At 33.6% G+C, this 19,554-nt stretch carries 19 protein-coding genes; 12 read left to right on the forward strand and 7 right to left on the reverse strand.

Going from position 1 to position 19,554, the window contains the following annotated elements; genetic code table 11:
- Window positions 1-23: 23 nt before the first annotated feature.
- Entirely contained in the window at window positions 24-1,574 is a 1,551-nt protein-coding gene (locus ACJMML_RS05650) for a radical SAM protein (protein ID WP_405306383.1), read from the reverse strand.
- 476 nt (window positions 1,575-2,050) lie between these two features.
- Here ACJMML_RS05650 and ACJMML_RS05655 point away from each other — a divergent pair, with 476 nt between their 5' ends.
- The 4 genes from ACJMML_RS05655 (at window position 2,051) to fwdF (ending at window position 6,841) form a co-directional block, all read left to right on the forward strand.
- A complete protein-coding gene (locus ACJMML_RS05655) occupies window positions 2,051-5,005 on the forward strand; it encodes a transglutaminase domain-containing protein (protein WP_405306384.1) in 2,955 nt (984 codons plus the stop codon).
- 112 nt (window positions 5,006-5,117) lie between these two features.
- Window positions 5,118-5,576, forward strand: coding sequence for a phosphopantetheine adenylyltransferase (locus tag ACJMML_RS05660; RefSeq protein WP_405306385.1), 459 nt, complete (start codon window positions 5,118-5,120; stop codon window positions 5,574-5,576).
- A gap of 56 nt (window positions 5,577-5,632) precedes the next feature.
- Window positions 5,633-5,824 carry a 4Fe-4S binding protein gene (locus tag ACJMML_RS05665; RefSeq protein WP_405306386.1) on the forward strand — a complete coding sequence of 64 codons (192 nt, stop codon included), beginning with the start codon at window positions 5,633-5,635 and terminating at the stop codon, window positions 5,822-5,824.
- 9 nt (window positions 5,825-5,833) lie between these two features.
- Window positions 5,834-6,841, forward strand: a complete 1,008-nt coding sequence (fwdF, locus tag ACJMML_RS05670) for a tungsten-dependent formylmethanofuran dehydrogenase subunit FwdF (RefSeq protein ID WP_405306387.1) — start codon at window positions 5,834-5,836, stop codon at window positions 6,839-6,841.
- 19 nt (window positions 6,842-6,860) lie between these two features.
- Here the strand turns inward: fwdF and ACJMML_RS05675 are convergent, their stop codons facing one another.
- Together ACJMML_RS05675 and ACJMML_RS05680 are read right to left on the reverse strand one after the other, a co-directional pair.
- Window positions 6,861-7,076, reverse strand: coding sequence for a class III signal peptide-containing protein (locus ACJMML_RS05675; protein WP_405306388.1), 216 nt, complete (start codon window positions 7,074-7,076; stop codon window positions 6,861-6,863).
- A complete protein-coding gene (locus tag ACJMML_RS05680) occupies window positions 7,036-7,242 on the reverse strand; it encodes a class III signal peptide-containing protein (protein WP_292604580.1) in 207 nt (68 codons plus the stop codon). Before ACJMML_RS05680 ends, ACJMML_RS05675 begins: the two co-directional genes overlap by 41 nt.
- A 182-nt stretch (window positions 7,243-7,424) precedes the next feature.
- Here ACJMML_RS05680 and ACJMML_RS05685 point away from each other — a divergent pair, with 182 nt between their 5' ends.
- Both ACJMML_RS05685 and ACJMML_RS05690 read left to right on the forward strand, forming a co-directional pair.
- Window positions 7,425-8,621, forward strand: coding sequence for a hypothetical protein (locus ACJMML_RS05685; protein ID WP_405306389.1), 1,197 nt, complete (start codon window positions 7,425-7,427; stop codon window positions 8,619-8,621).
- On the forward strand, window positions 8,621-9,340 hold the full coding sequence (locus tag ACJMML_RS05690) for a metal-dependent hydrolase (RefSeq protein WP_405306390.1): 720 nt from the start codon (window positions 8,621-8,623) through the stop codon (window positions 9,338-9,340). The genes ACJMML_RS05685 and ACJMML_RS05690 overlap by 1 nt, the downstream gene beginning before the upstream one ends.
- Here the strand turns inward: ACJMML_RS05690 and rqcH are convergent.
- Window positions 9,337-11,343 (reverse strand): ribosome rescue protein RqcH, encoded by a 2,007-nt coding sequence (gene rqcH, locus ACJMML_RS05695; RefSeq protein ID WP_405306391.1) that lies wholly within the window; start codon window positions 11,341-11,343, stop codon window positions 9,337-9,339. The two genes, ACJMML_RS05690 and rqcH, sit on opposite strands and share 4 nt — an antisense overlap.
- Window positions 11,344-11,428: 85 nt before the next feature.
- Here rqcH and ACJMML_RS05700 point away from each other — a divergent pair, with 85 nt between their 5' ends.
- Entirely contained in the window at window positions 11,429-11,701 is a 273-nt protein-coding gene (locus ACJMML_RS05700) for a hypothetical protein (RefSeq protein ID WP_405306392.1), read from the forward strand.
- Here the strand turns inward: ACJMML_RS05700 and ACJMML_RS05705 are convergent.
- Window positions 11,696-13,516: a DUF2070 family protein gene (locus ACJMML_RS05705; protein WP_405306393.1), complete on the reverse strand. Its 1,821-nt coding sequence runs from the start codon at window positions 13,514-13,516 to the stop codon at window positions 11,696-11,698. The genes ACJMML_RS05700 and ACJMML_RS05705 overlap by 6 nt on opposite strands.
- A 121-nt stretch (window positions 13,517-13,637) precedes the next feature.
- Here ACJMML_RS05705 and ACJMML_RS05710 point away from each other — a divergent pair, with 121 nt between their 5' ends.
- The 3 genes from ACJMML_RS05710 (at window position 13,638) to ACJMML_RS05720 (ending at window position 15,733) form a co-directional block, all read left to right on the forward strand.
- Window positions 13,638-14,159: a FumA C-terminus/TtdB family hydratase beta subunit gene (locus ACJMML_RS05710; RefSeq protein ID WP_405306394.1), complete on the forward strand. Its 522-nt coding sequence runs from the start codon at window positions 13,638-13,640 to the stop codon at window positions 14,157-14,159.
- A gap of 95 nt (window positions 14,160-14,254) precedes the next feature.
- The gene (locus ACJMML_RS05715; protein WP_405306395.1) at window positions 14,255-14,584 is read left to right on the forward strand and encodes a hypothetical protein; all 330 of its coding nucleotides are present in this window, start codon (window positions 14,255-14,257) and stop codon (window positions 14,582-14,584) included.
- Window positions 14,585-15,733, forward strand: coding sequence for a TIGR03576 family pyridoxal phosphate-dependent enzyme (locus ACJMML_RS05720; protein ID WP_405306396.1), 1,149 nt, complete (start codon window positions 14,585-14,587; stop codon window positions 15,731-15,733).
- Between the two features lie 38 nt (window positions 15,734-15,771).
- Here the strand turns inward: ACJMML_RS05720 and ACJMML_RS05725 are convergent, their stop codons facing one another.
- Window positions 15,772-16,677 (reverse strand): biotin--[acetyl-CoA-carboxylase] ligase, encoded by a 906-nt coding sequence (locus tag ACJMML_RS05725; RefSeq protein WP_405306397.1) that lies wholly within the window; start codon window positions 16,675-16,677, stop codon window positions 15,772-15,774.
- A 20-nt stretch (window positions 16,678-16,697) separates the two neighbouring features.
- Window positions 16,698-18,191, reverse strand: coding sequence for an acetyl-CoA carboxylase biotin carboxylase subunit (locus ACJMML_RS05730; RefSeq protein WP_405306398.1), 1,494 nt, complete (start codon window positions 18,189-18,191; stop codon window positions 16,698-16,700).
- Between the two features lie 68 nt (window positions 18,192-18,259).
- Here ACJMML_RS05730 and ACJMML_RS05735 point away from each other — a divergent pair, with 68 nt between their 5' ends.
- The gene (locus ACJMML_RS05735; RefSeq protein ID WP_405306399.1) at window positions 18,260-18,892 is read left to right on the forward strand and encodes an METTL5 family protein; all 633 of its coding nucleotides are present in this window, start codon (window positions 18,260-18,262) and stop codon (window positions 18,890-18,892) included.
- Window positions 18,893-19,122: 230 nt separating this feature from the next.
- Window positions 19,123-19,554, forward strand: a 432-nt coding sequence (locus ACJMML_RS05740) for a putative RNA uridine N3 methyltransferase (RefSeq protein WP_405306400.1), incomplete at its 3' end; no start/stop codon positions are given.

Below are 19,554 nucleotides of genomic sequence, written 5' to 3' on the forward strand. Positions count from 1 at the left end.
GTAAATTTATTTTTTTCTAGTAATTATTTTTCACATGCTCCACATTTATAGCATGGTGATGTTTCACACCATGGTGTTTGCTTTAAGTTTCTTAATCGTTTGTGTTCATTTTTTAAAAATCTTTCGTTTATGCCGACGTCAATATTGCTCCAAGGTAATGAATCGTCAATTCCATAATGTGGAGTTATTTCTCTCCATTCCTTAAGTGTAGGTTGTTTTGTTAAAGATTTTTCAATAAGTGTAGAAACATGTCTATCTCCACAGGATAATATATATTGGATTAGTCCTTTTTTAGGACTTTCGCACTTTATGTTATAATTTTTCATTTCCTTTTTAATATATCTGGTTTTCTTTTTAATGTCCTTAAAATCATAGCATTCCCATTGGAGTGGTGTGTGGGGTTTAGGTATCAGGGGATTTACACTAAATTTCACTCTTTTAGGATTTTTATGCATGTTGGCAATTTTTTTCATATACTCACAAAGATCATAAATATCTTCAATGCTTTCGCCGGGGATGCCGATTAAAAAATATAATTTAATATTGAAATCCAGTTCAACAGCATTTTTTATTACTGTAAAAATTTTCTCTTCCAGTATGTCTTTATTGATCACTTTTCTAAGTCGGCTTGTCGATTCTGGTGCGAGGGTAATTGTTTTAAGTCCACTTTTTTTCAGACTTTCCAGAGTCGATTTCGTAATTGATTCAATCCTAAGTGAAGGTGTTGATATTTGAAATCCGTTCTCTTCAAGTCCGTTAATTAATTTGTCTAAATCACTATAATCAGAAACTGCTGCTCCTATTAATGTAATCTTATTTAATCCGGTGTTTTTCCTATTTTCCAGAGCAACATCAATTAATTTTTCCCAATGAGTTTCTCTCATTGGCCTGTAGAGATAACCGGCCATACAAAACCTGCAGCCTCTTGTACATCCTCTTGAAACATTGAGCATTATTGAATTGTTGAAAATGTTTTGGTAATTTTCATCATCACTTTCACTTATTACCGGTTGTGTGATGTGGTATGTTTTATTTAGGTCATCTATAATCCTTATTTTTGCTTTATTATTAAATTCAGGAATGTAAATGCCTTCAATATCTAAAAACTTTTTCAAATCTTTTTTTGAATTTTTATAGGTTTCTAACAATTCTCCTATAACATTTTCACCTTCTCCAATGATGAACAGGTCAATATAATCCGATAAAGGTATTGGATTTGCACTAGCGCAGGGTCCTCCGGCTATGATTAATGGGTCATTTTCGCCTCTATCTTCCCGTTTCAGAGGAATTTCAGAATCTCTCAATATTTCCAGTAAATTAAAATAGTCTTCTTCAAATTGAAGAGAAAAGCTTATTATGTCAAAATACTTGAGAGGAGTATTTGATTCAATTGATTTAATGTTGGGATAAATTATTCTCTCACACCAAGTGTCCTCACGCTCATTTATTAAATTATATAAAATATTATATCCCATTGAAGACATTGCGGTTCGATATATGTTTGGATAGCATAATCCGAATCTTATATCTACTTTTTGGTAGTTTTTTTGGAATATGTTTTTTTCATACAGCATCAAATCAACTTTTTTTCAAATTTTTCAATTTTCAAATTAATTGTTTATTTTCAATATAATATTTTCATTTCATGTTATTTTTAGTTATCGGCACAGTTTTTCGTTTGATTTTAATTTAATTATTGAATCTTTTTTAATTTTTAATAAAAAGTATTACCAATTTTAAATTTTATTTTTCATCTATTTTGTAAAATTTTAAATGAATTTTAAGATTTTTAATTTTAATATATATGATTTCACTATATTTTTTGCTTTAAGAGCCATTTATATTGTGTTTTAACCTTTTTTTATTAATTTGACAAATTTAAATGGGTTTTTTGCATAATGGGCTTTCAAAAACATTTATATAAGATAAACATTATAAGTTTTATCCACTCATTATGAAATACTAATATCTAGTATAATCATATTTTGCTATAAAATTTTCGTAATGAGAACCAAGAGGTGGAAAAATTTCGATAAAAAACAGATCATTAATGATTTTTATTGTATTGATGGTGTTCCTTGCTATTGGAGCAGTTAATGCAGCGGAATCAATTAATGTTTCAGATACAGAAGATTCAAATTATTTAATAGGGGATGATGTCGATTCATCATCTGCAAATAAATTAGAAATTTCTAACGAGGTTTCTATCTCAGAAACTAATATAGTTAATTCTCATGATGATAATTTGGGGAATTGTCCTGATGAAGGAGTTCTAAACATTAGTTCCGATTATGAGGATAATTATCAAGACCAATTAACTTCCAATGATGCTGATGCAGCTGGGGAAAATACTTTATGTTCAACTAGTTCAAGTACTGATAGTGTTGTTTCTGAAGCTTCAAGTAATAACATAGTTAGTGCTGATGGTTCAAGTATTATTGCTGCCAGCAAAGTATCCACAACCTTAAGTGTAGTTAACGCTCACTATGGAAAATCATCCACAATTTTTGATGTTACTTTAAAGGATAATAACGGTAATCTTTTAGCTAATCAGAAAGTCATTCTTAAAGTGAATAAAAAATCTTATTCTGGATTCACTAATGATAAAGGTATTGCTTCAATCAAGACTGATAGTTTAAAGGTTGGATCATATACACTTGCATTATCTTATGGAGGAAATTCCAATTATTCCTCATCTTCACTTTCAAAAAAAGTTAAAGTATTATCATCTGCAATTGGAAGTGATTTGACTAAATATTATGGATTTGCATCCAAGTATCAAATTAAATTTTGGAAAGATAACAAAGCATTGTCAAACACCAAAGTTTCTTTCAAAGTAGCTGGAAGAACATATACTGCTACAACTAATGAGAAAGGTGTTGCCACTGTTTATCTTAACTTGTTTGTGGGTAAACATACCCTTACTGCAACTAACCCTTATTCTAAGGAAACAGTTTCATACAAGATAACTGTTAAAAAAGATAAAACTGAATTCACTGCAAAAGCTAAAACATATATTCATGCAAAAAAGAAAGGTTCATTCAAAGTTGTTTTAAAATCAAAACATGATACATTACTTAAGAATAAAGAAGTCACTTTTACTTATAATAATAAAAAGGTAACCTCAAAGACCAATGCGAATGGGGAAGCTACTATAACTATCCCTGTTCTTGCTGAAGGTACTTACAAAATTAGTTTTAAGTATGGCGGCAGTGACAATTATTATGCTAGTGAAGGCAGTGCAAAGATTGTTGTTGCTAAGCCAACTACAATGTTGTCTTCAAAAATATTGGTAATGACCTATAATGATGGATCTAAGTTTAAAGTAAAATTAACAGACAATAAGGGCAATGCTTTGGCCAATAAAGAAGTCAAATTTAAAATTAATGGAAAAACTACTGTTTGCAAAACCAATTCAAAGGGTAATGCTAAACTTTCCTTGAAGAACGTATTACCAGGTAATCATATTGTAAAGTATTCTCATTCAAGTTATGGCTCAAAAGATTATAGCCACGGTTCAAACAGAGTTATAATCTTGAAAATTGTTGCTAAGTTAAGCGCAAAAGACCTGACTATGAAAGCGAATGACAACTCTACTTTCAATGTTAAAGTTAAAGATGCATCTGGAAAACTTCTTAAGAATGTTTCTGTTAAAAGTGTTATCAATGGTGGTAATGCTCGTGTTTATAAAACCGATTCAAACGGTACTGCCAAGTTAGTAATAACTAAAGGCATTGGTTATTATACTATTAAAACCATAGTTTCAGATCCGTTTTATAAATCTGCTCCTATTACCCAGAAGATTACAGTTAAGGGAACTAAATTGGTGGCAAAAGACCTTCATGTCATGAACGGAAACAGTGTCACTTATTCAGTTAAGGTTGTTAATGAGAAGAATAATCCTGTAAAAGATAAGAAGGTTGTCTTTACTTTCAAAGGTAAAAATTTAACTTCCAAAACCAACTCTAAAGGTATTGCAAAAGTTAGTTTAGGCGAATTATCCAAAGGAACTCATAAAATTAATATTGTCCAAGGGGATAACGAAAAATCTGCAAAGATTTTTGTTGCAAATAAGGTGTCTATAAAGAATATCCTTACTGCAGCTAAAACCGTTAAAAATTATATTACTAAACATCATAAGTTACCTTCTTCTGTTAAAATGGGTAGTATTTCCTTAAAAACTGCAGATTACTTATACTTAGCTTCTAAAGCTGTTGTAAACTTAAAAGCAGATAATAAAAAAGCGGTTTCCATCAAGATTTTGAAAAATCCGAGCAGCCCTAAATCAGCTAAGGATTTAGGTTATTTAAGGAATTATCTTGGTGTTGCAAAAAGCATTGTTAAAACTGCCGAGTCCAAAGGAAAAATGCCTAACTCCGTAAGTTCAGATATCGGATCCATGGGTTATGACGCTGCGGTATATACAGTTTCAGATGCACTTAAGTATTATGGCAAACATAAGAAAATGCCTGCTTATGTGCTTGTTAAGTCTTTCTCAGGTTCTTCTACATCATATACTGGAGTTTTAAACAATAAAAATAAGATAACCAATTTGATTGATTACTTAAAAGCCACTCAAAACTGTGAAGTTAACAATGCTAAAATCAAAAAATTGGTTAAAAAGTTAACAAAAGATTGTAAGAATGATAAAGAAAAGGCAACTGTAATATTTAATTATGTTAGAGACACAATATCTTATAGTTTCTATTATAATACTAGATTCGGTGCTGTTGGAACTTTAAATTCTGGAACTGGTAATTGTGTGGACCATGCACATGCACTTGTTGCTATGTTTAGGGCAGCAGGTTTGCCTGCCAGATATGTTCACGGTACTTGTACCTTTTCAAGCGGTGGTGTTTACGGACATGTTTGGAGTCAAGTATTAATTGGAGATACTTGGGTTGTTGCTGATGCTGTAAGTACTAGGAACTCTTTCGGGAAAGTAGTTAACTGGAATACTCATTCATATGCGCTTCATGGTCATTTCAGAAGTCTTTCATTCTAATTGACTACTTTTTTATTTTTTATTTTTTTTTTAAAATTTTTCTTTTTTTATAGCTATTATTTTATATGTGTTTTGATAAACATTTAAGTAACAAGCTAATTAGGACATTGTTATGGATTCAAAAAGATATAATAAAGTGGCTGTAGGGGGAACTTTTGATAAATTTCATGATGGGCATAAAAAATTACTGTCCACAGCTTTTGAAATAGGCAATCAAATTGAAATTGGAGTTACTTCTGATGCATTTGGAGGATTAAAAGGTGATATAGACTCTTGTAAAGTAAGAATGTCTAATCTCAAATCTTTTTTTTCAGATAAATCTAATTTTGTTGTTGTTCCCTTAGAAGACCCTTATGGTACCACTATATATGATGAGAATATTGAGGCTATTGTGGTGAGTGAGGAGACCGAACCCACAGCTGTGGAAATCAATGAGATTAGAGTTTCTAAAGGCATGCCTCCGCTGGACATTGTTGTAGTTAGTTTTGTTTTGGCCTATGATGGAAATCCCATTTCTTCTACACGCATTAGGCGCGGAGAAATTAATCAGAATGGGAAGTTCATCCAATAATCAAAAATAATTGGCAGATTTGACGTAAAATTAATTTTTTACAACGAGGTGGTTATATGGCAGTAAAAATCGATCCTGATGTGTGCGGACACATTGAAAATTGCCCAGTGCAAGGATTATGCATTAAACTTTGTGAACAAGGAGCAATCATAGAAGAGGATGGGGATGTAAAAATCGTCCCTGAAAATTGTGATGATTGTGATCTTTGTATACAAAATTGTCCAAATCAAGCTATATCCAAAGCATGAGGGATATTAATGTTTAATATTGAAAGAAATGGTGAAGAACACCGTAAATTGTCCTATAAGGATAAGAATTGTGTTGGTTGCGGAATATGTGTAGACATATGTCCAACTGATTCTTTAAGATTAGGTCCCGTTGTTCCTATTGCGCGTGGATTAATAGAAATGGATTTGGTATCTGTTAAGGAGGATTCATGTGTATTTTGCGGATTATGTTCAGTTGCATGTCCGTTTGACTCGTTATCATTAACAATTAATGGGACTGATATTAAGGACATTGACTCTTATCCAAAATGGGATGTTGAATCTAAAGTGCATGATGAAGAGTGCATTTATTGCGGCAGATGTTATTCGGTTTGTCCTCAGGATTCCATTATATTCAAAAGGAATCTTCCAAATGCTGTTGATTTGGTGAGAGGAGAAATGGATATTGATGAGGAACAATGCATATATTGTTCTTTTTGTGCAGACATGTGTCCTGCTGGCGCTATCACAATTAAAAATATTCCAACTGCAAGCAATGATTTGCTAGGCAATTCAATTGAAGTGGATTTGTCCAAATGTATTTTCTGTGGAATATGTAAGCGGGTATGTCCTGAAGACGCAATCAATCAAGTTTGTTCAACATGCATGTACTATGATGAAATTGAAGCGGTTGAAATTACTGGTGAAACATTAATTTTAGATTCTTCATGTGTAAATTGTTCATGGTGTTCACAGATTTGTCCAGTTGACGCCATTTCAATAACCAAACCATTTGAGGGCACATTACAGCTAGTTGAAAGTGATGAAAAAATATGTAAGGGCGATTCATGTCATGCATGTCTAGATGTTTGTCCGTGTAATGCTGTTGAAATTGTTGATGGAAAGTCTGTTACTAATCTGGACTTCTGTAATTTATGTGGAGCTTGTGTAACTGCATGTCCGCAGAATATTAGGGAATTGTCCAGAACCGCTATGAAATTAAATAATATCAATTCCGGATCATGGAATGAAATATTAAATTCTTTAATTGGAAAATAGAGAGGAAATCTCTCCATTTTCATATTTTATTTATTAAATACTCTCTTTCTTTTTCTAACAAATGTTTCATATTTGTTTGGCTTTGTTCTGTTATATGTGACATATAACTTCCAACAAGAAGCACGATAATTATCAATCCTCCGATTATTAGGATTAATTCCGCACTTCCCTGTCCTTTGTTATCAAGTTTTTTACTATACATGGGTTCTGTTGTCAAGTATGGTATTTCTGACATCTATGATGTCGTCTTTGGCTTTTAGGCTGACATCACTAGTGTTCATGTATGATCTGTATATTGTTAATGCAAGTAATGCTATAACAATAACTCCTCCAAACAGAAGAATGTATTCTGCGGCACCTTGACCAGAATTTTCTTTGAAGAATTTTTTCATTTTTTTCATTTTTTTCACCAATTAAATTTTGGATTTTTTACTATATTAATATTACTATTATTTAAAAAAGTATTACTTTTCTATTTTTTTTCATCAATTTTTCTCTTTTTTTCCATTAACTTTATAAATGGTTTTCAATATATTAATTAATAGTTAAAAAATAGAGTGATAATAAGTGATAGGGTGAAAACGTGGGAAATACAATAAAATTAGTTTCAGGATTTATTTTATTTGTAATTGGTGTTCTCATCGCATATGAAACAGCAGTCTATAACCTAATTGATATTCTTTTATTAGTTGGTTTGATTATTTCAATAGTTGGAATAATCCTTATGATTAGTTATTTCGTTGAATCTAATGCGGATAGGACTACTAATAAGATTAAAGAATTTTTAGTATCCGGAGAAGCCGGAGGACGTTCTTTTATTAATTTTGAAAAGGACCCTAATGGCAATAAGTCTAACGGACCTTTGAAAGTTAGAAAAGAATTTAATGATTATGATGATTTTGCTTACGAGGAAATGGAAGTCGGGGATTATCCAAGTTCTGATGGCAGTTATTTCAATGATGATTATGACAGAAGTTCAAAAGCTGTTTTAAATGTTGCTCCGCAACCGGAAACAGAAGTTAATTTTGACAATCAGCTTGATTTTAAACCTTATTATGGTAAGCCATTGAAGGTTACACGAGCTCCAAAAAGAAGAAATGGAGAATATTTCTCTGATGAGATTCCGGAATTTGTTGTTGAGCCAACAAATAACTCCAATGAAATTCAGAACGCTTTGGCTGTAGAGGAACCAGTCATTGAACCTATTCATGACCATGTTCTCGAGCCGGTTTATGATCCTCCAACCAGGAGAGCTCCGGAAGTTCCAGCAAGGGAAATTAAAATTGATGTTAATAACCCTGAGAGTTTGCCGGTTCCAAAATCCCTCAATAGTTATGTGCTCTCTGATGAGGGTATGCTAACTTCTCAAGAGGCATTTGATAATTTGGCAGTTAATGTAAATAAGGAGATAATGCTGGAAATTCCTTCATTGAATGATTTGTCTGACAGGTTTTTATCTCATGTTCCGACAATATACTCCAGAGTAATCATTAATGAATTTGATGTTTCAGATATGTCTTACATGTTTTTAATTTCATCTCTTCTCAAACAAGGTGTTCATATTAAAACAGTTCCAAAAGTACATTCCATCAATTTAATTACTGATGATTCCTATGCAATGATTATTTCAGAAGGCAAAGATGATATGGAATACGGTGCCATTTATAATGATAGGAGTTCCATTTCAAATATTAGGGCAGACTTTGAAAAGACTTGGAATATAGCCTCTAATTTGGATGAAAATGCTCTTGTCGCTGTCGCTAATGGTGGTGTAACATAATGGAAATCAGGTGGCTGGGACATTCTGCTTTTGAAATTATAAGCGACGATAACGTAAAAATATTAATCGACCCGTTCATTAGCAATAATCCTGCATGTGAAGTTCCGGTAGAGGAACTGAATCCTGATATCATTTTACTTACTCATGGACATTCAGACCATTTTGGGGATGCATTAGAAATATCCAATAGTACTAATGCACCTATTGCCTGTATCCATGAAATTTCACTCTTTTTAGCCCAACAGGGTATTAGAAACATCAGTGTCAATATCGGTGGTTCTTTCATATTCAGAAATATTAAATTTACAATGCTTGAAGCCAAACATTCCTCAGATATCGATATTGTTGAGGAAACCGTTCCTGGAGGAACTGCTGCAAGCTTTTTAATAACCTTTGAAGATGGAACTAAAATTTATCACTGCGGTGATACTGGACTATTTGGTGATATGAAGAATATTATTGGTGCAATCTATAAACCTGATGTTGTGATGGTTCCTATTGGAGATAAATTTACAATGGGTCCTTTTGAAGCAGCTCTAGGTACAATGTGGATGAATCCAAAAGCGGTTATTCCAATGCATTACAACACATTTCCACCTATAGAACAGGACCCTGCAATCTTTGCTAATTTTGTAAGTCAGTTCAACCCAAACATTGATGTTGTGGTTATGAACCCTAACGAATATTTTAAATTTAATCCTGAAGATTATCAGGATTAACTTTTTTCATATTTTTTTCTTTGATGATATTCCTCATCGATGTCGCATTTTCCGGATGGCAATACTCTGATAATGTCATCGAGAGTTAATAGATCATCTTCATTTATTTTGTGTATGATTTTTTTAGCTATTGCTTCTTTTTTGGTAAATCCTGGTTTTATTACAACATAATTGTCGCAATATTTTTCTAAAGCTTCAATTGGACCGGCCATTATTCTTTTTCCTTCATAATCAACGATTCCAATTGCCAATTTTACCCTTGCACCCCTTATGTAATTTCTATGGCCTCTTATGACAAATGACCCTTTTGCAAGAAATTCCCCTGCTTCGGGGGTTTTTGAAACCTGGTCCGGATTGACCCAAAATACGTCTTGGGATGTGAAGCCCATCGACCAAGCAGATGAAAATGATGCTGCAAACTCACCGGATTCTTTAAGGAGATTGTCATTTAATTCATCCCCATTTAATTTTATGGCAGTTGATGATGCACCATGTATGTCTGCATGCAGATAAATGTCATTTGGTTCCAGATATTTCTTCACGACACTTTCATTGCTGTTGGCATCACGTCCTCCAATGACAAGGTGTCCGTCAGAGCTCAAGAACCATCTTAATTTTTCATACCATTTTAGATTTTTCTTAACCCTCTTTTTCGGCACAGCTATGTTTTCCATTGCAACATCCTTTTTAGCTTTGATATTCTCAAGCTGTTTTTTAGTATTTTCAATAGCTATTTGTGCACCTTTTGTTTTTCTTTTGGCTTTTTTAGCTTTTTCATAATAGTTTTCAGCATTTTCAGGTATTGTTAACTTTGGATCAATATTTAATGTTGTATTGTCGATATTTAATGTTAAAACGCCCATTTTATCTATGGATTCATAGATTTGCGCTTCGGCCATACCGTCCTTTTTGGCTTTTTTAAGTGTTTTTCCAATATCTTTAAAAGAGTAGTTGTTACTCCTTGCTTGGTTTACAACATTTACTATATTTTCGATGGTAGGATAATTAGAATAAATAACCTCTCCTTTATGTTGACTATCTTCGATTGTCTTGTAAAAATTATCAAGTGTTTCTTGTTGTAAACGTAACCTTTTTTCAAACTTGTTTACTTTTTTATTCCAGGCGGACTCTTTGATGTTTTTTATGCTGGTGTTGACCTTTTTGGAGTAAAATTCATCGCATGCCTCATTAAAACTTTCGAAGTATGTTTTTTCAAAATTTTCATAATTGATTAAATCCAGTGCAACTACATCCTCTTTTGTTTCATCCTTGACAATTTGGGGTTTGATTCTGCCTTCAGTTAAATTATCGAATAAGTCTTTGAATCCTGAATACAGTCCTTCTATTTGTTTTTCTGTTAACTCGTCATTAGGTGTGTTCTTATCGAGTTCGGTTATTTCATTGGCTCTTTTGATAACTTCTTCAGCATATAGGCTTCCGAGTCCATTCCTTGCAAGAGTTCTAACGACGTCACTTTCCGGATCGCTGAAAACCTCTTTGAATTCGCTTTCTGTGATGGTCATGGGATTGATTCCCCTTTCTTCCGGAAATGCATATTCAATTTTAGAGCTGATGTCCCTATTGCTTAAACGTTTCCTTTTAAGGGGCAGAATGATATTGTTCTCGTCATCCAGAAGAATAATATTCCCTTTATCAAATAATTCAACAATTATTGTGTAATATTTATCTTTTTTAACCTTAATTTCCACTACACGGTCAAAATTATGTTGTTTAATGCTTTCAACATGGGCTCCCTTTACTCTTTTTCTTAAAAGCATCGGAAATGACGGTGGTGTTGTCGGATTTTCAAGGGGATACTGGCTGGTGTGTATTCTGGATCCGCACTGCATCACCAGGTCAACCCTTCCGGTTCCGGGAACGTGAAATCTCATTACCACTATATCCTTGGTCGGTTGAAATGATTTATCGACCCGGGCTCCACTTAATAAATTGTTCAGTTCATTGCTTATAGTAAAAATGTCAACATTTGACATAGACTTCATAATCAAACACCTTTTTTAATCAATACTTTAATATATTATAATCACTAAAATTATATTAATATATTTAATTTAATGGAGGATATAAATGGACACTACTGTTAAGGTTACAAGTATTCATATTGTTGCAGCCCTTATTGCAGCTTTACTTTCAACCGCTCTGACTGTTGGTTGGTTCGGATTTAAAAATGACGTATTTGCATTTTTCATTGCTGTAATAATATTATATTTCGTTGGTCAATTTTCTCAAAAAATCGCAGGAGAAGAAATCTCCGGATTTAGTCAATGGTTATGGGATGGAATAGCTCCTTTCTTCTTTACATGGGTCATTTCATTCACTTTATTTGTAATGTATCTATAAACCACCATAGAAAATCCATATAAATGCGATAAATAATGAGGTAATGAGCAAAACTGGAGCTATAATCTTACTCACGGCCACAACTGAACTGATTGTTGAAATCAGTTCTGTTGAATTCTTAGGTCCGAATGTATTGAGATTTTTAATTTTATTGGTTCCAGTTCCAACTTCAACTTTTTCTAAATCTTTAATTGCTTCCACTATACTGATTCTGACATATTCTATAATTTCAGCTCTTTTTACAATTCCAATTGGGTTATATCCTCTTGAGATAGTATTTACAGTATGGGTATCGGTTGTCATCACTTCAATTTCATCAATTTCCAAATCACTCACTGCATCTATAATTTCCTGTCTGAATCCTATTTCCATATTATTTGCATCAAATAGTACATATGCAGTTCTTTGGCCGTCAACTTCAACAACCATTGTTTTTATACCGCTTTCACCGACTCCATCATTCTTGTCAAGGTCATCCATGTTGTCTGAATAGCATCCTACCATTATATCATATTGTTCCTGTTCCGGTTCGATTGAATCGATAACATCAATTAGTTGGAATACTTCGGCATTTCCAGGAAGCACCTCTCCACTTTCAGGAGTAAATGAATTGTGGCAATCAACGATTATTGAATCATTAACATTACAATGGTTCCTGCTTTGGGCCATCATTGTAAGTCCAACACCGAATTCGATATCATCAACGGCTTCAGGAGCAAAAGTAGACAGTATTACCATTCCGTCATTGAAAAATTGAACTCCAATATTTGCCTTTTTAGAGTTGTATCGTACGAATTTACTTGCGCTGCTGGAATATTCTACTTTTTCCAGACCGTTTTTAATGGAGTTTTCTATCTTATCAATTTCCTTTACTGCAATTGGGTTAAAGTCATGTGTTGAAGGTCCATGTGCGACCATTGTAAAGAAATCAAATTTATTTGCAAGTAGTGTTGGCATATTTGAACCTCCTAAATCTCCTAAAGGTCCAGGATGCACAGAAGGGGATATGAATAAGGCTTTAATTCCATTTTCAGTTTTAAAACTAACGAATGTAACAATGGTGTCGATAGCTTCACTCATATTTTCAAACAATCCCTCAAGGGAGTTTGATCCTTCATTCATATGGGCAATGAATAAGCTTAATAAGTCCAATACTCCGATTCCTAAGTTTTTCTTGAACGGAGATGCTATGACTGTAATGAAAGCGTAAATGGCTATGACGAATATTATTGATGCAACAAATGCCTTTAGGATAATCTGCACTAGTGCAGATCCTATAAAGCTTGTATCAATAAATAAAAATGATATTGATATATACATGGCTATGATTAGCACAGGTTGGATAAATCCTGTTGCGGCAGCTATTGCAAATCTGACTTTGGATGTTGCCCAGAATACCAGTGTATTGAAACCATATATTAAAACGCAGGCGAATATCATTGAATTTACGAATATGTCCATATTAATCAGTCTGGAAATTACGCATCCCAAAAGTACACATATTCCTAAAATGGTCATTGAAAGGCCAGATAAAAACATGGAATGTTTGATTTTCAAGTTAATCCCATGAAAGCTACTTATAACCTGCTGGTTTAGTGCTCCGCTCATTATGGAACTAACGCCAAGAACTATGAAACCAAATAATCCTCCATAAAGGAAATCCAAAATTATTCCTTGGCCAAGTGGCAAATCAATAATATAATAAGTACTACCAATTAAAAAACTTATTATCATCATTCCGATTATGGAATATTTAGTTTCCGGCAGAGTTTTTATATATTTTGATAAACCTGCTACGCTACTCATACTTGACATATTTTTTCCTCGAGATATCTTTACCCATTAAATTTATTAAATCTAAAAATTTTATATATTTATAGTTATATTTTTATTACTTTCTTAATAAAAAGATTATTATTAATTTTAGGGTGGATATATGGAAAAAAGATTGAATGTCCCAATTAAAGATGAAAACTTGGATGAATTGAAAGCTGGTGATGTCGTCTATTTGACTGGAAATATATTGACTGCACGGGATCAGGCACATAAACGCCTCATTGAACAGGGTGCTCCATTAGATATTGAAGGAGCCGTGCTTTTCCATGCGGGGCCAATAATAACTAAAAAAGATGATGATTATCAGATGGTGGCTATAGGACCTACCACTTCAATGAGAATGAACCCTTACCAAAGTGATGTTTTGGATATGGGTCCAAAAATTGTAATAGGAAAGGGTGGAATGGACGATACAGTGCGCGAAGCTCTAATTCGCAATAAAGCATTATATGTAGTGGCTACAGGCGGATGTGCAGCATTGTATGTTGATGCCGTTGAAAAAATCGAAAGTGTTGATTGGTTAGATTTGGGAATGCCTGAAGCAATGTGGAATTTGAAAGTTAAGGACTTCGGACCGCTTATAGTTGCTATGGACAGCCATGGCGACAGTTTATATGATTAGGAAATTATGAATAATAATGCTTATATATGAGATTAGTTTATAGTATATTTTGAATTATTATTACTTTCATGATATAATTAAGAGGAAGTGTATTTATGGCTGATATTAATGAAGTTGCAGAAAAGAAATTCAAATCAAGAATGGCAAAAATTAGAAAAAGTAACAGGGAACCTGAAGAAAAAGAGAAGTTTTCTCAAAAATTCGGAACTTCTTTTGAAATAGAATTCCAAAATAAGAATCCTGATAAGCTTACTGATGGAATAACTATTTTCACAAGTCCGGAAGGTAAAGTCTTATTTGCTGAATATTACTATCAGGTTCCGGAAGATGAGGAATATACTTCTATTGATATTACTGAAAAACAATTGAAATCCATTATTGAATTCTTTGAAGATTATAAATTGCAATTAGACGATTCTGATTAGATGATTGTCAATAATTCTTTAGATGAAGTTAAAAAAAGAGAAAATGCCCTGTCAATTATCAAGGATATAGTTGAAAATAAGGGGCGTGAATTTTTATTTGACCTAACAGGACTGTCTGGAGGATTTATTGCAAGTCCTTCAGAATTGAGTCTACTGGAAACTTATGTTGGTCCCGCTATTTTTGAGGATGCTCTTCAGGAAGTTGGAATCGAGCATATGGGTGGCGAAAAGGTCCTTCCATTAAACAGGACCTCTTCAGGAATCCTAGCCACCATATTGACATTGGTTGAAAAAGATTCCAATGTTGTGCACTATCTTGCCAAATTACCTGCCCATCCTTCAATACCTCGCAGTTGCAATCTGGTTGGAGCAAATTACTTCGAAACTGATGTTTTTGAGGAGTTTGAAATTCCGGATAATACTTCATTGGTTGTGGTTACAGGTTCTACAATGGATCATAAGGTAATTGATGAAGATGAGTTCAAAACTGTAATTGAAATGGCTCATGAAAGGGACATTCCTGTAATGGTTGATGATGCATCCGGTGCAAGACTCAGAACTGTCGTATTCAATCAGCCAAAGGCCTGTGATTTGGGTGCAGATATTGCAATCACAAGTACTGATAAATTAATGCCTGGTCCAAGAGGGGGGCTAATGGCAGGTAGAAAAGATTTGATTGATGAAATTAAAGTCAAAGTCAATCAGTTTGGTCTTGAAGCCCAACCGCCTGCAGTGCTTGCAATGCTTAACGGAATAAAAAATTTCAATAAGGATAACCTTGTAAATAGCTTCGAAAGAAAAGACCAGTTATTTGATTTGTTGCAAGGAAAGTTCAATCATATCCAAAAGACTCCGACAGGGGTAATGATTACTCCTGAAGATTTGGCAAAAGAGATTGATATTGCTCATGATTTGTCAGATAATGATTTGGCTTTTGTATTTTCAATGATTTTACTTAAAGATTATGGAATAATTACCATTCCTGCTGTGGGAATGCCTGGTGCATCAGCTACAATAAGATTTGACTTGTCAACTATCGATGCATTCAATTTGGATTTAGATGACCTGTCCGAGAAAATAATCTCTTCATTTGATGAGCTGCTAAGTGTCATTCCAAATGAAGATGAATGTAAAAAAATAATATTTTGATGATGTGGAAAACGTTATACCCTGTATAACATTCTCTTTTAATTTTTAATTACGCACTCTCCAGATATTACTTTTTCCAGAGTGCCGTCAGTTTTTTCAACGATTAATGACCCTTCCTTTGAGATGCCTATTGCATATGCCTCATAATATTCGTTGAATGGCTTTCTTATCTCTACAGTTTTGCCGATTGTGTAAGACCTGCTTCTCCATTCTTTCAATATGTCTTCATAGCATTCGTGGCTGAACAATTCGTTGATTTCTTCAAATTCTTCTAAAAATGTTTTTATTAAAAGATTTTCATCCACTTTCCCTTCAAGTTCTTTTTCAAGGGTTGTTGTTATATTTTGCAATTCCTTAGGAAAATCGTTGATATCAAGATTGGCATCGATGCCGACGCCAACAATGACATTTTCAATTATATTAAAATTAGTAACCGATTCGGTCAGAATCCCACAAACCTTTTTGCCATTTATCATGATGTCATTCGGCCATTTGATTTCAGGATTTTCAACACCGATCTTTTCAAGAGTTTTTGCAACTGCAACGCCAGTTGCCAGGGTTATAAGAGGAATTTTGGAGTAATCAACATCAGGCTCCAATATGATTGATAACCATACTCCACCCAATGGAGACTCCCAGGATTTTCCAGATCTTCCCCTTCCTGATGTCTGTTTTTCAGCAATGATTGCACTGCCGTTTTCAATACCATTTCTAGCCAAGAATTTAGCAATGGTATTTGTTGAACTTACTTCCTTGTAGATGTATAAGTTCTTTCCAACATATTTTGTGTTTAGCTCTTTTGAAATTTCAGAGGATTTTATGTGTTCTGTTTCCTTTTTGCCTATTTCTTCAATTGAACTTGCGAAATCATTGACATCGGCATCAATGATTTCACCAGAAAGATTTCCTTCTTCATTTAATAATTTCAGGATTTCCTCTTTCATTAATAAGCCCCAAGGAAAACTTATTCATCTTCCTCTGATTGTTGTTTTGAAATAGTCAGGTAAGATCCCATTGCAGCTGAAATTGCAGCTATTTTTTTGGCAGGCATGAATGTAGATTTTAATTTATTCACATATTCTAAATCTTCTGCAATGACATTAACCATTTCCTCTTCAATACTTTGCTTGTAAGTATCGATGAAGTGGGTATTCAGATCTCCGGAAATAAAGTTAGGATTTCTCAGAACCGCTTTATGGAATGGAATAGTGGTTTTAACACCTAAAATGATGTATTCACTTAATGCCCTTTTCATTTTGTTGATTGCATCGTTTCTGCTTCTTCCATAAGTGATTAATTTGGAAATCATTGAATCATAAAATGTTGGAATTGTATAATTCATATAAACTCCACTGTCTAAACGTACACCAGGTCCTCCTGGGGATCTGTAACCGGTAATTTTACCAGGGTTAGGTGAAAAGTCATTAAGCGGATCTTCTGCATTGATACGGCATTCAATTGCATGGCCGGTTACTTTAATGTCATCCTGGCTGTAGGTTAATTCGTCACCGCTTGCAATTTTAATCTGCTCTTTGATTAAATCAGTATTTGTTACTAATTCAGTAATTGGGTGTTCTACTTGAATACGTGTGTTCATTTCAAGGAAGTAATATTCTCCATTGTCATATAGGAATTCAACAGTTCCTGCACTTTTGTATCCGATGTATTCTGCAGCTTTTACTGCACTTCCTCCCATCTGTTCCCTTAGCTCTTCAGTCATGATTGGTGAAGGAGCTTCTTCAAGGAGCTTTTGGTGTCTTCTTTGAATGGAACATTCCCTGTCCCCTACATGAATCACGTTTCCATGTTCGTCAGCCAAAATTTGGAATTCGATATGTCTTGGTTTTTCAAGATATTTTTCAATGAATACTGTTGAATCACCGAAATTTGTGGATGCCACGGATTGTGTGGATTCGATTGCCTGTACAAGTTCCTCTTCTTTATAGACTGCACGCATACCAATTCCACCACCACCAGCGGAAGCTTTTACAATAACAGGGTATCCGATTTGGCGAGCTATTTCTTTAGCTTCTTCAATATCTTTTACGCCTTCAGGAGTACCTTCAATAACTGGAACGCCAGCTTTTTTCATGAGAGCTTTTGATGTGATTTTGTCTCCCATATTGTTGATTACTTCTCCGCTTGGTCCGATTAATTTTATTCCATTTTTTTCACATTCTTCACCGAATTTAGGATTTTCAGCTAAAAATCCGTAACCTGGGTGTATTGCATCAGCTCCAGATTCGATTGCAATGTTCATAATTTTTTCTATGTTTAAATAAGATTTTGCAGGTGAAGGATTTCCTAATGGATAGCTTTCATCAGCATAATTTGTATAAAGGGATGTTTTGTCTGCATCAGAGTAAATAGCTACACTTTTGATGTCGAGTTCACGACAAGCACGCATAACTCTAATGGCTATTTCTCCTCTATTTGCGATTAATATTTTTTCAAACATTTAAAAACCTCTGAATATTTTCATTAATATATAATTATATATTACATGATATATTAAATATTTGATTAATGAAAAAAATTACTCGCAAAAAACATTTGGAAATGAGACTCCAATCAATTCCAAGCCACCCCAAACCCAAGGTTGGTCTTGAGCAGTATACCACCCCATCCATAATTGCTTCTGATCTGATTTGGAATGCATTTTCCCTTGGAGATATTGAAGACAGGAATGTCATTGACTTGGGTTGCGGAACAGGAGTTTTTGCTATTGCATCTTCATTGATGGGAGCAAATTCATCAGTTGGTGTGGATATCGATGAGGATTCTGTTCGTTTGGCAATCGATGTTAAAGATAAGCTAAATGTCGGCAATGCAGATTTCATTGTCAGCGACATCTGTGAATTTGATTGGGATTGCGATGTAGATACTGTATTTCAAAACCCTCCCTTCGGATCTCAAAGAAAGGCGGATTCAGGTCAGGATTTGAAATTTGTTCGAAGGGCAGTCGATTTAAATCCGGATGTTTTATATTCATTTCACATGGCATCCACACAAGATTTTCTAATCAAATATTATGAAGAGAATAATTTGGAAATCACTCATATTTTCAGGTATAACTTTCCTATTCCAAAGATTTATGATTTTCATACAAAAGAAAAGCAAGATGTTGATGTTATTGTCATAAGAGCTATTTTAAAATAATTTTTATTTTCAAAATTTCTTATTTTTTCACCAAAAAACAATACCTTTATATAGTGGATAGTACATATTTTATATTAATATATTCTCTGAGTATAAAAAAGTTGGTAGCATATAAGAAGCTACAGATATTATAATTGATATAATATTTTGTAAATGTGTAAGTCTATTTAGTGATAGCTATATAAATGTAGGGTAATCTTTATATAGTTTACATGCCAAATGTATTACTAATGTATAAAGATGAGCTATCTATATTTATTCCAAACTCATTTCTTTCTGAGTCTAAAGATCTTAAAATTCGTACTTATAAAGTAGGGATTATAGCAAGAGCTTTGGCTATTTTTCAAGCAGATAATGTGGTTATTTATAATGATAATCACGAAAAGAACGAAGATGGGAAAGAGGATGGAGCTTTTATTGCTGAAGTTTTGAATTATATGAATACACCTCAATACTTGAGGAAACAAGCTATTCCTATAAAGCCTGAACTTAGGCATGTCGGCATCCTTCCGCCGCTTAGGACTCCTCATCATCCTGTTAATAATCAACCAGACGTGGGGGATTATAGACAAGGGTTCACTGTTAAGAGAAATAAGAAAGGAACTTTTGTTGATATAGGTATGGATAAACTTGCATTCTGTAAAGAGCAACTTACTGTCAAA

This window comes from Methanobrevibacter sp., from assembly GCF_045130115.1.
GTDB lineage: Archaea > Methanobacteriota > Methanobacteria > Methanobacteriales > Methanobacteriaceae > Methanocatella.

What these genes read in the sequence shown, in the direction of transcription:
- ACJMML_RS05650 (WP_405306383.1), bottom strand. Translation starts at nt 1,574, where the DNA reads ATGCTGTATGAAAAAAACATATTCCAAAAAAACTACCAAAAAGTAGAT.
- ACJMML_RS05655 (WP_405306384.1), top strand. Translation starts at nt 2,051, where the DNA reads ATGATTTTTATTGTATTGATGGTGTTCCTTGCTATTGGAGCAGTTAAT.
- ACJMML_RS05660 (WP_405306385.1), top strand. Translation starts at nt 5,118, where the DNA reads ATGGATTCAAAAAGATATAATAAAGTGGCTGTAGGGGGAACTTTTGAT.
- ACJMML_RS05665 (WP_405306386.1), top strand. Translation starts at nt 5,633, where the DNA reads ATGGCAGTAAAAATCGATCCTGATGTGTGCGGACACATTGAAAATTGC.
- fwdF (WP_405306387.1), top strand. Translation starts at nt 5,834, where the DNA reads ATGTTTAATATTGAAAGAAATGGTGAAGAACACCGTAAATTGTCCTAT.
- ACJMML_RS05675 (WP_405306388.1), bottom strand. Translation starts at nt 7,076, where the DNA reads ATGTCAGAAATACCATACTTGACAACAGAACCCATGTATAGTAAAAAA.
- ACJMML_RS05680 (WP_292604580.1), bottom strand. Translation starts at nt 7,242, where the DNA reads ATGAAAAAAATGAAAAAATTCTTCAAAGAAAATTCTGGTCAAGGTGCC.
- ACJMML_RS05690 (WP_405306390.1), top strand. Translation starts at nt 8,621, where the DNA reads ATGGAAATCAGGTGGCTGGGACATTCTGCTTTTGAAATTATAAGCGAC.
- rqcH (WP_405306391.1), bottom strand. Translation starts at nt 11,343, where the DNA reads ATGAAGTCTATGTCAAATGTTGACATTTTTACTATAAGCAATGAACTG.
- ACJMML_RS05700 (WP_405306392.1), top strand. Translation starts at nt 11,429, where the DNA reads ATGGACACTACTGTTAAGGTTACAAGTATTCATATTGTTGCAGCCCTT.
- ACJMML_RS05705 (WP_405306393.1), bottom strand. Translation starts at nt 13,516, where the DNA reads ATGTCAAGTATGAGTAGCGTAGCAGGTTTATCAAAATATATAAAAACT.
- ACJMML_RS05710 (WP_405306394.1), top strand. Translation starts at nt 13,638, where the DNA reads ATGGAAAAAAGATTGAATGTCCCAATTAAAGATGAAAACTTGGATGAA.
- ACJMML_RS05715 (WP_405306395.1), top strand. Translation starts at nt 14,255, where the DNA reads ATGGCTGATATTAATGAAGTTGCAGAAAAGAAATTCAAATCAAGAATG.
- ACJMML_RS05720 (WP_405306396.1), top strand. Translation starts at nt 14,585, where the DNA reads ATGATTGTCAATAATTCTTTAGATGAAGTTAAAAAAAGAGAAAATGCC.
- ACJMML_RS05725 (WP_405306397.1), bottom strand. Translation starts at nt 16,677, where the DNA reads ATGAAAGAGGAAATCCTGAAATTATTAAATGAAGAAGGAAATCTTTCT.
- ACJMML_RS05730 (WP_405306398.1), bottom strand. Translation starts at nt 18,191, where the DNA reads ATGTTTGAAAAAATATTAATCGCAAATAGAGGAGAAATAGCCATTAGA.
- ACJMML_RS05735 (WP_405306399.1), top strand. Translation starts at nt 18,260, where the DNA reads ATGAAAAAAATTACTCGCAAAAAACATTTGGAAATGAGACTCCAATCA.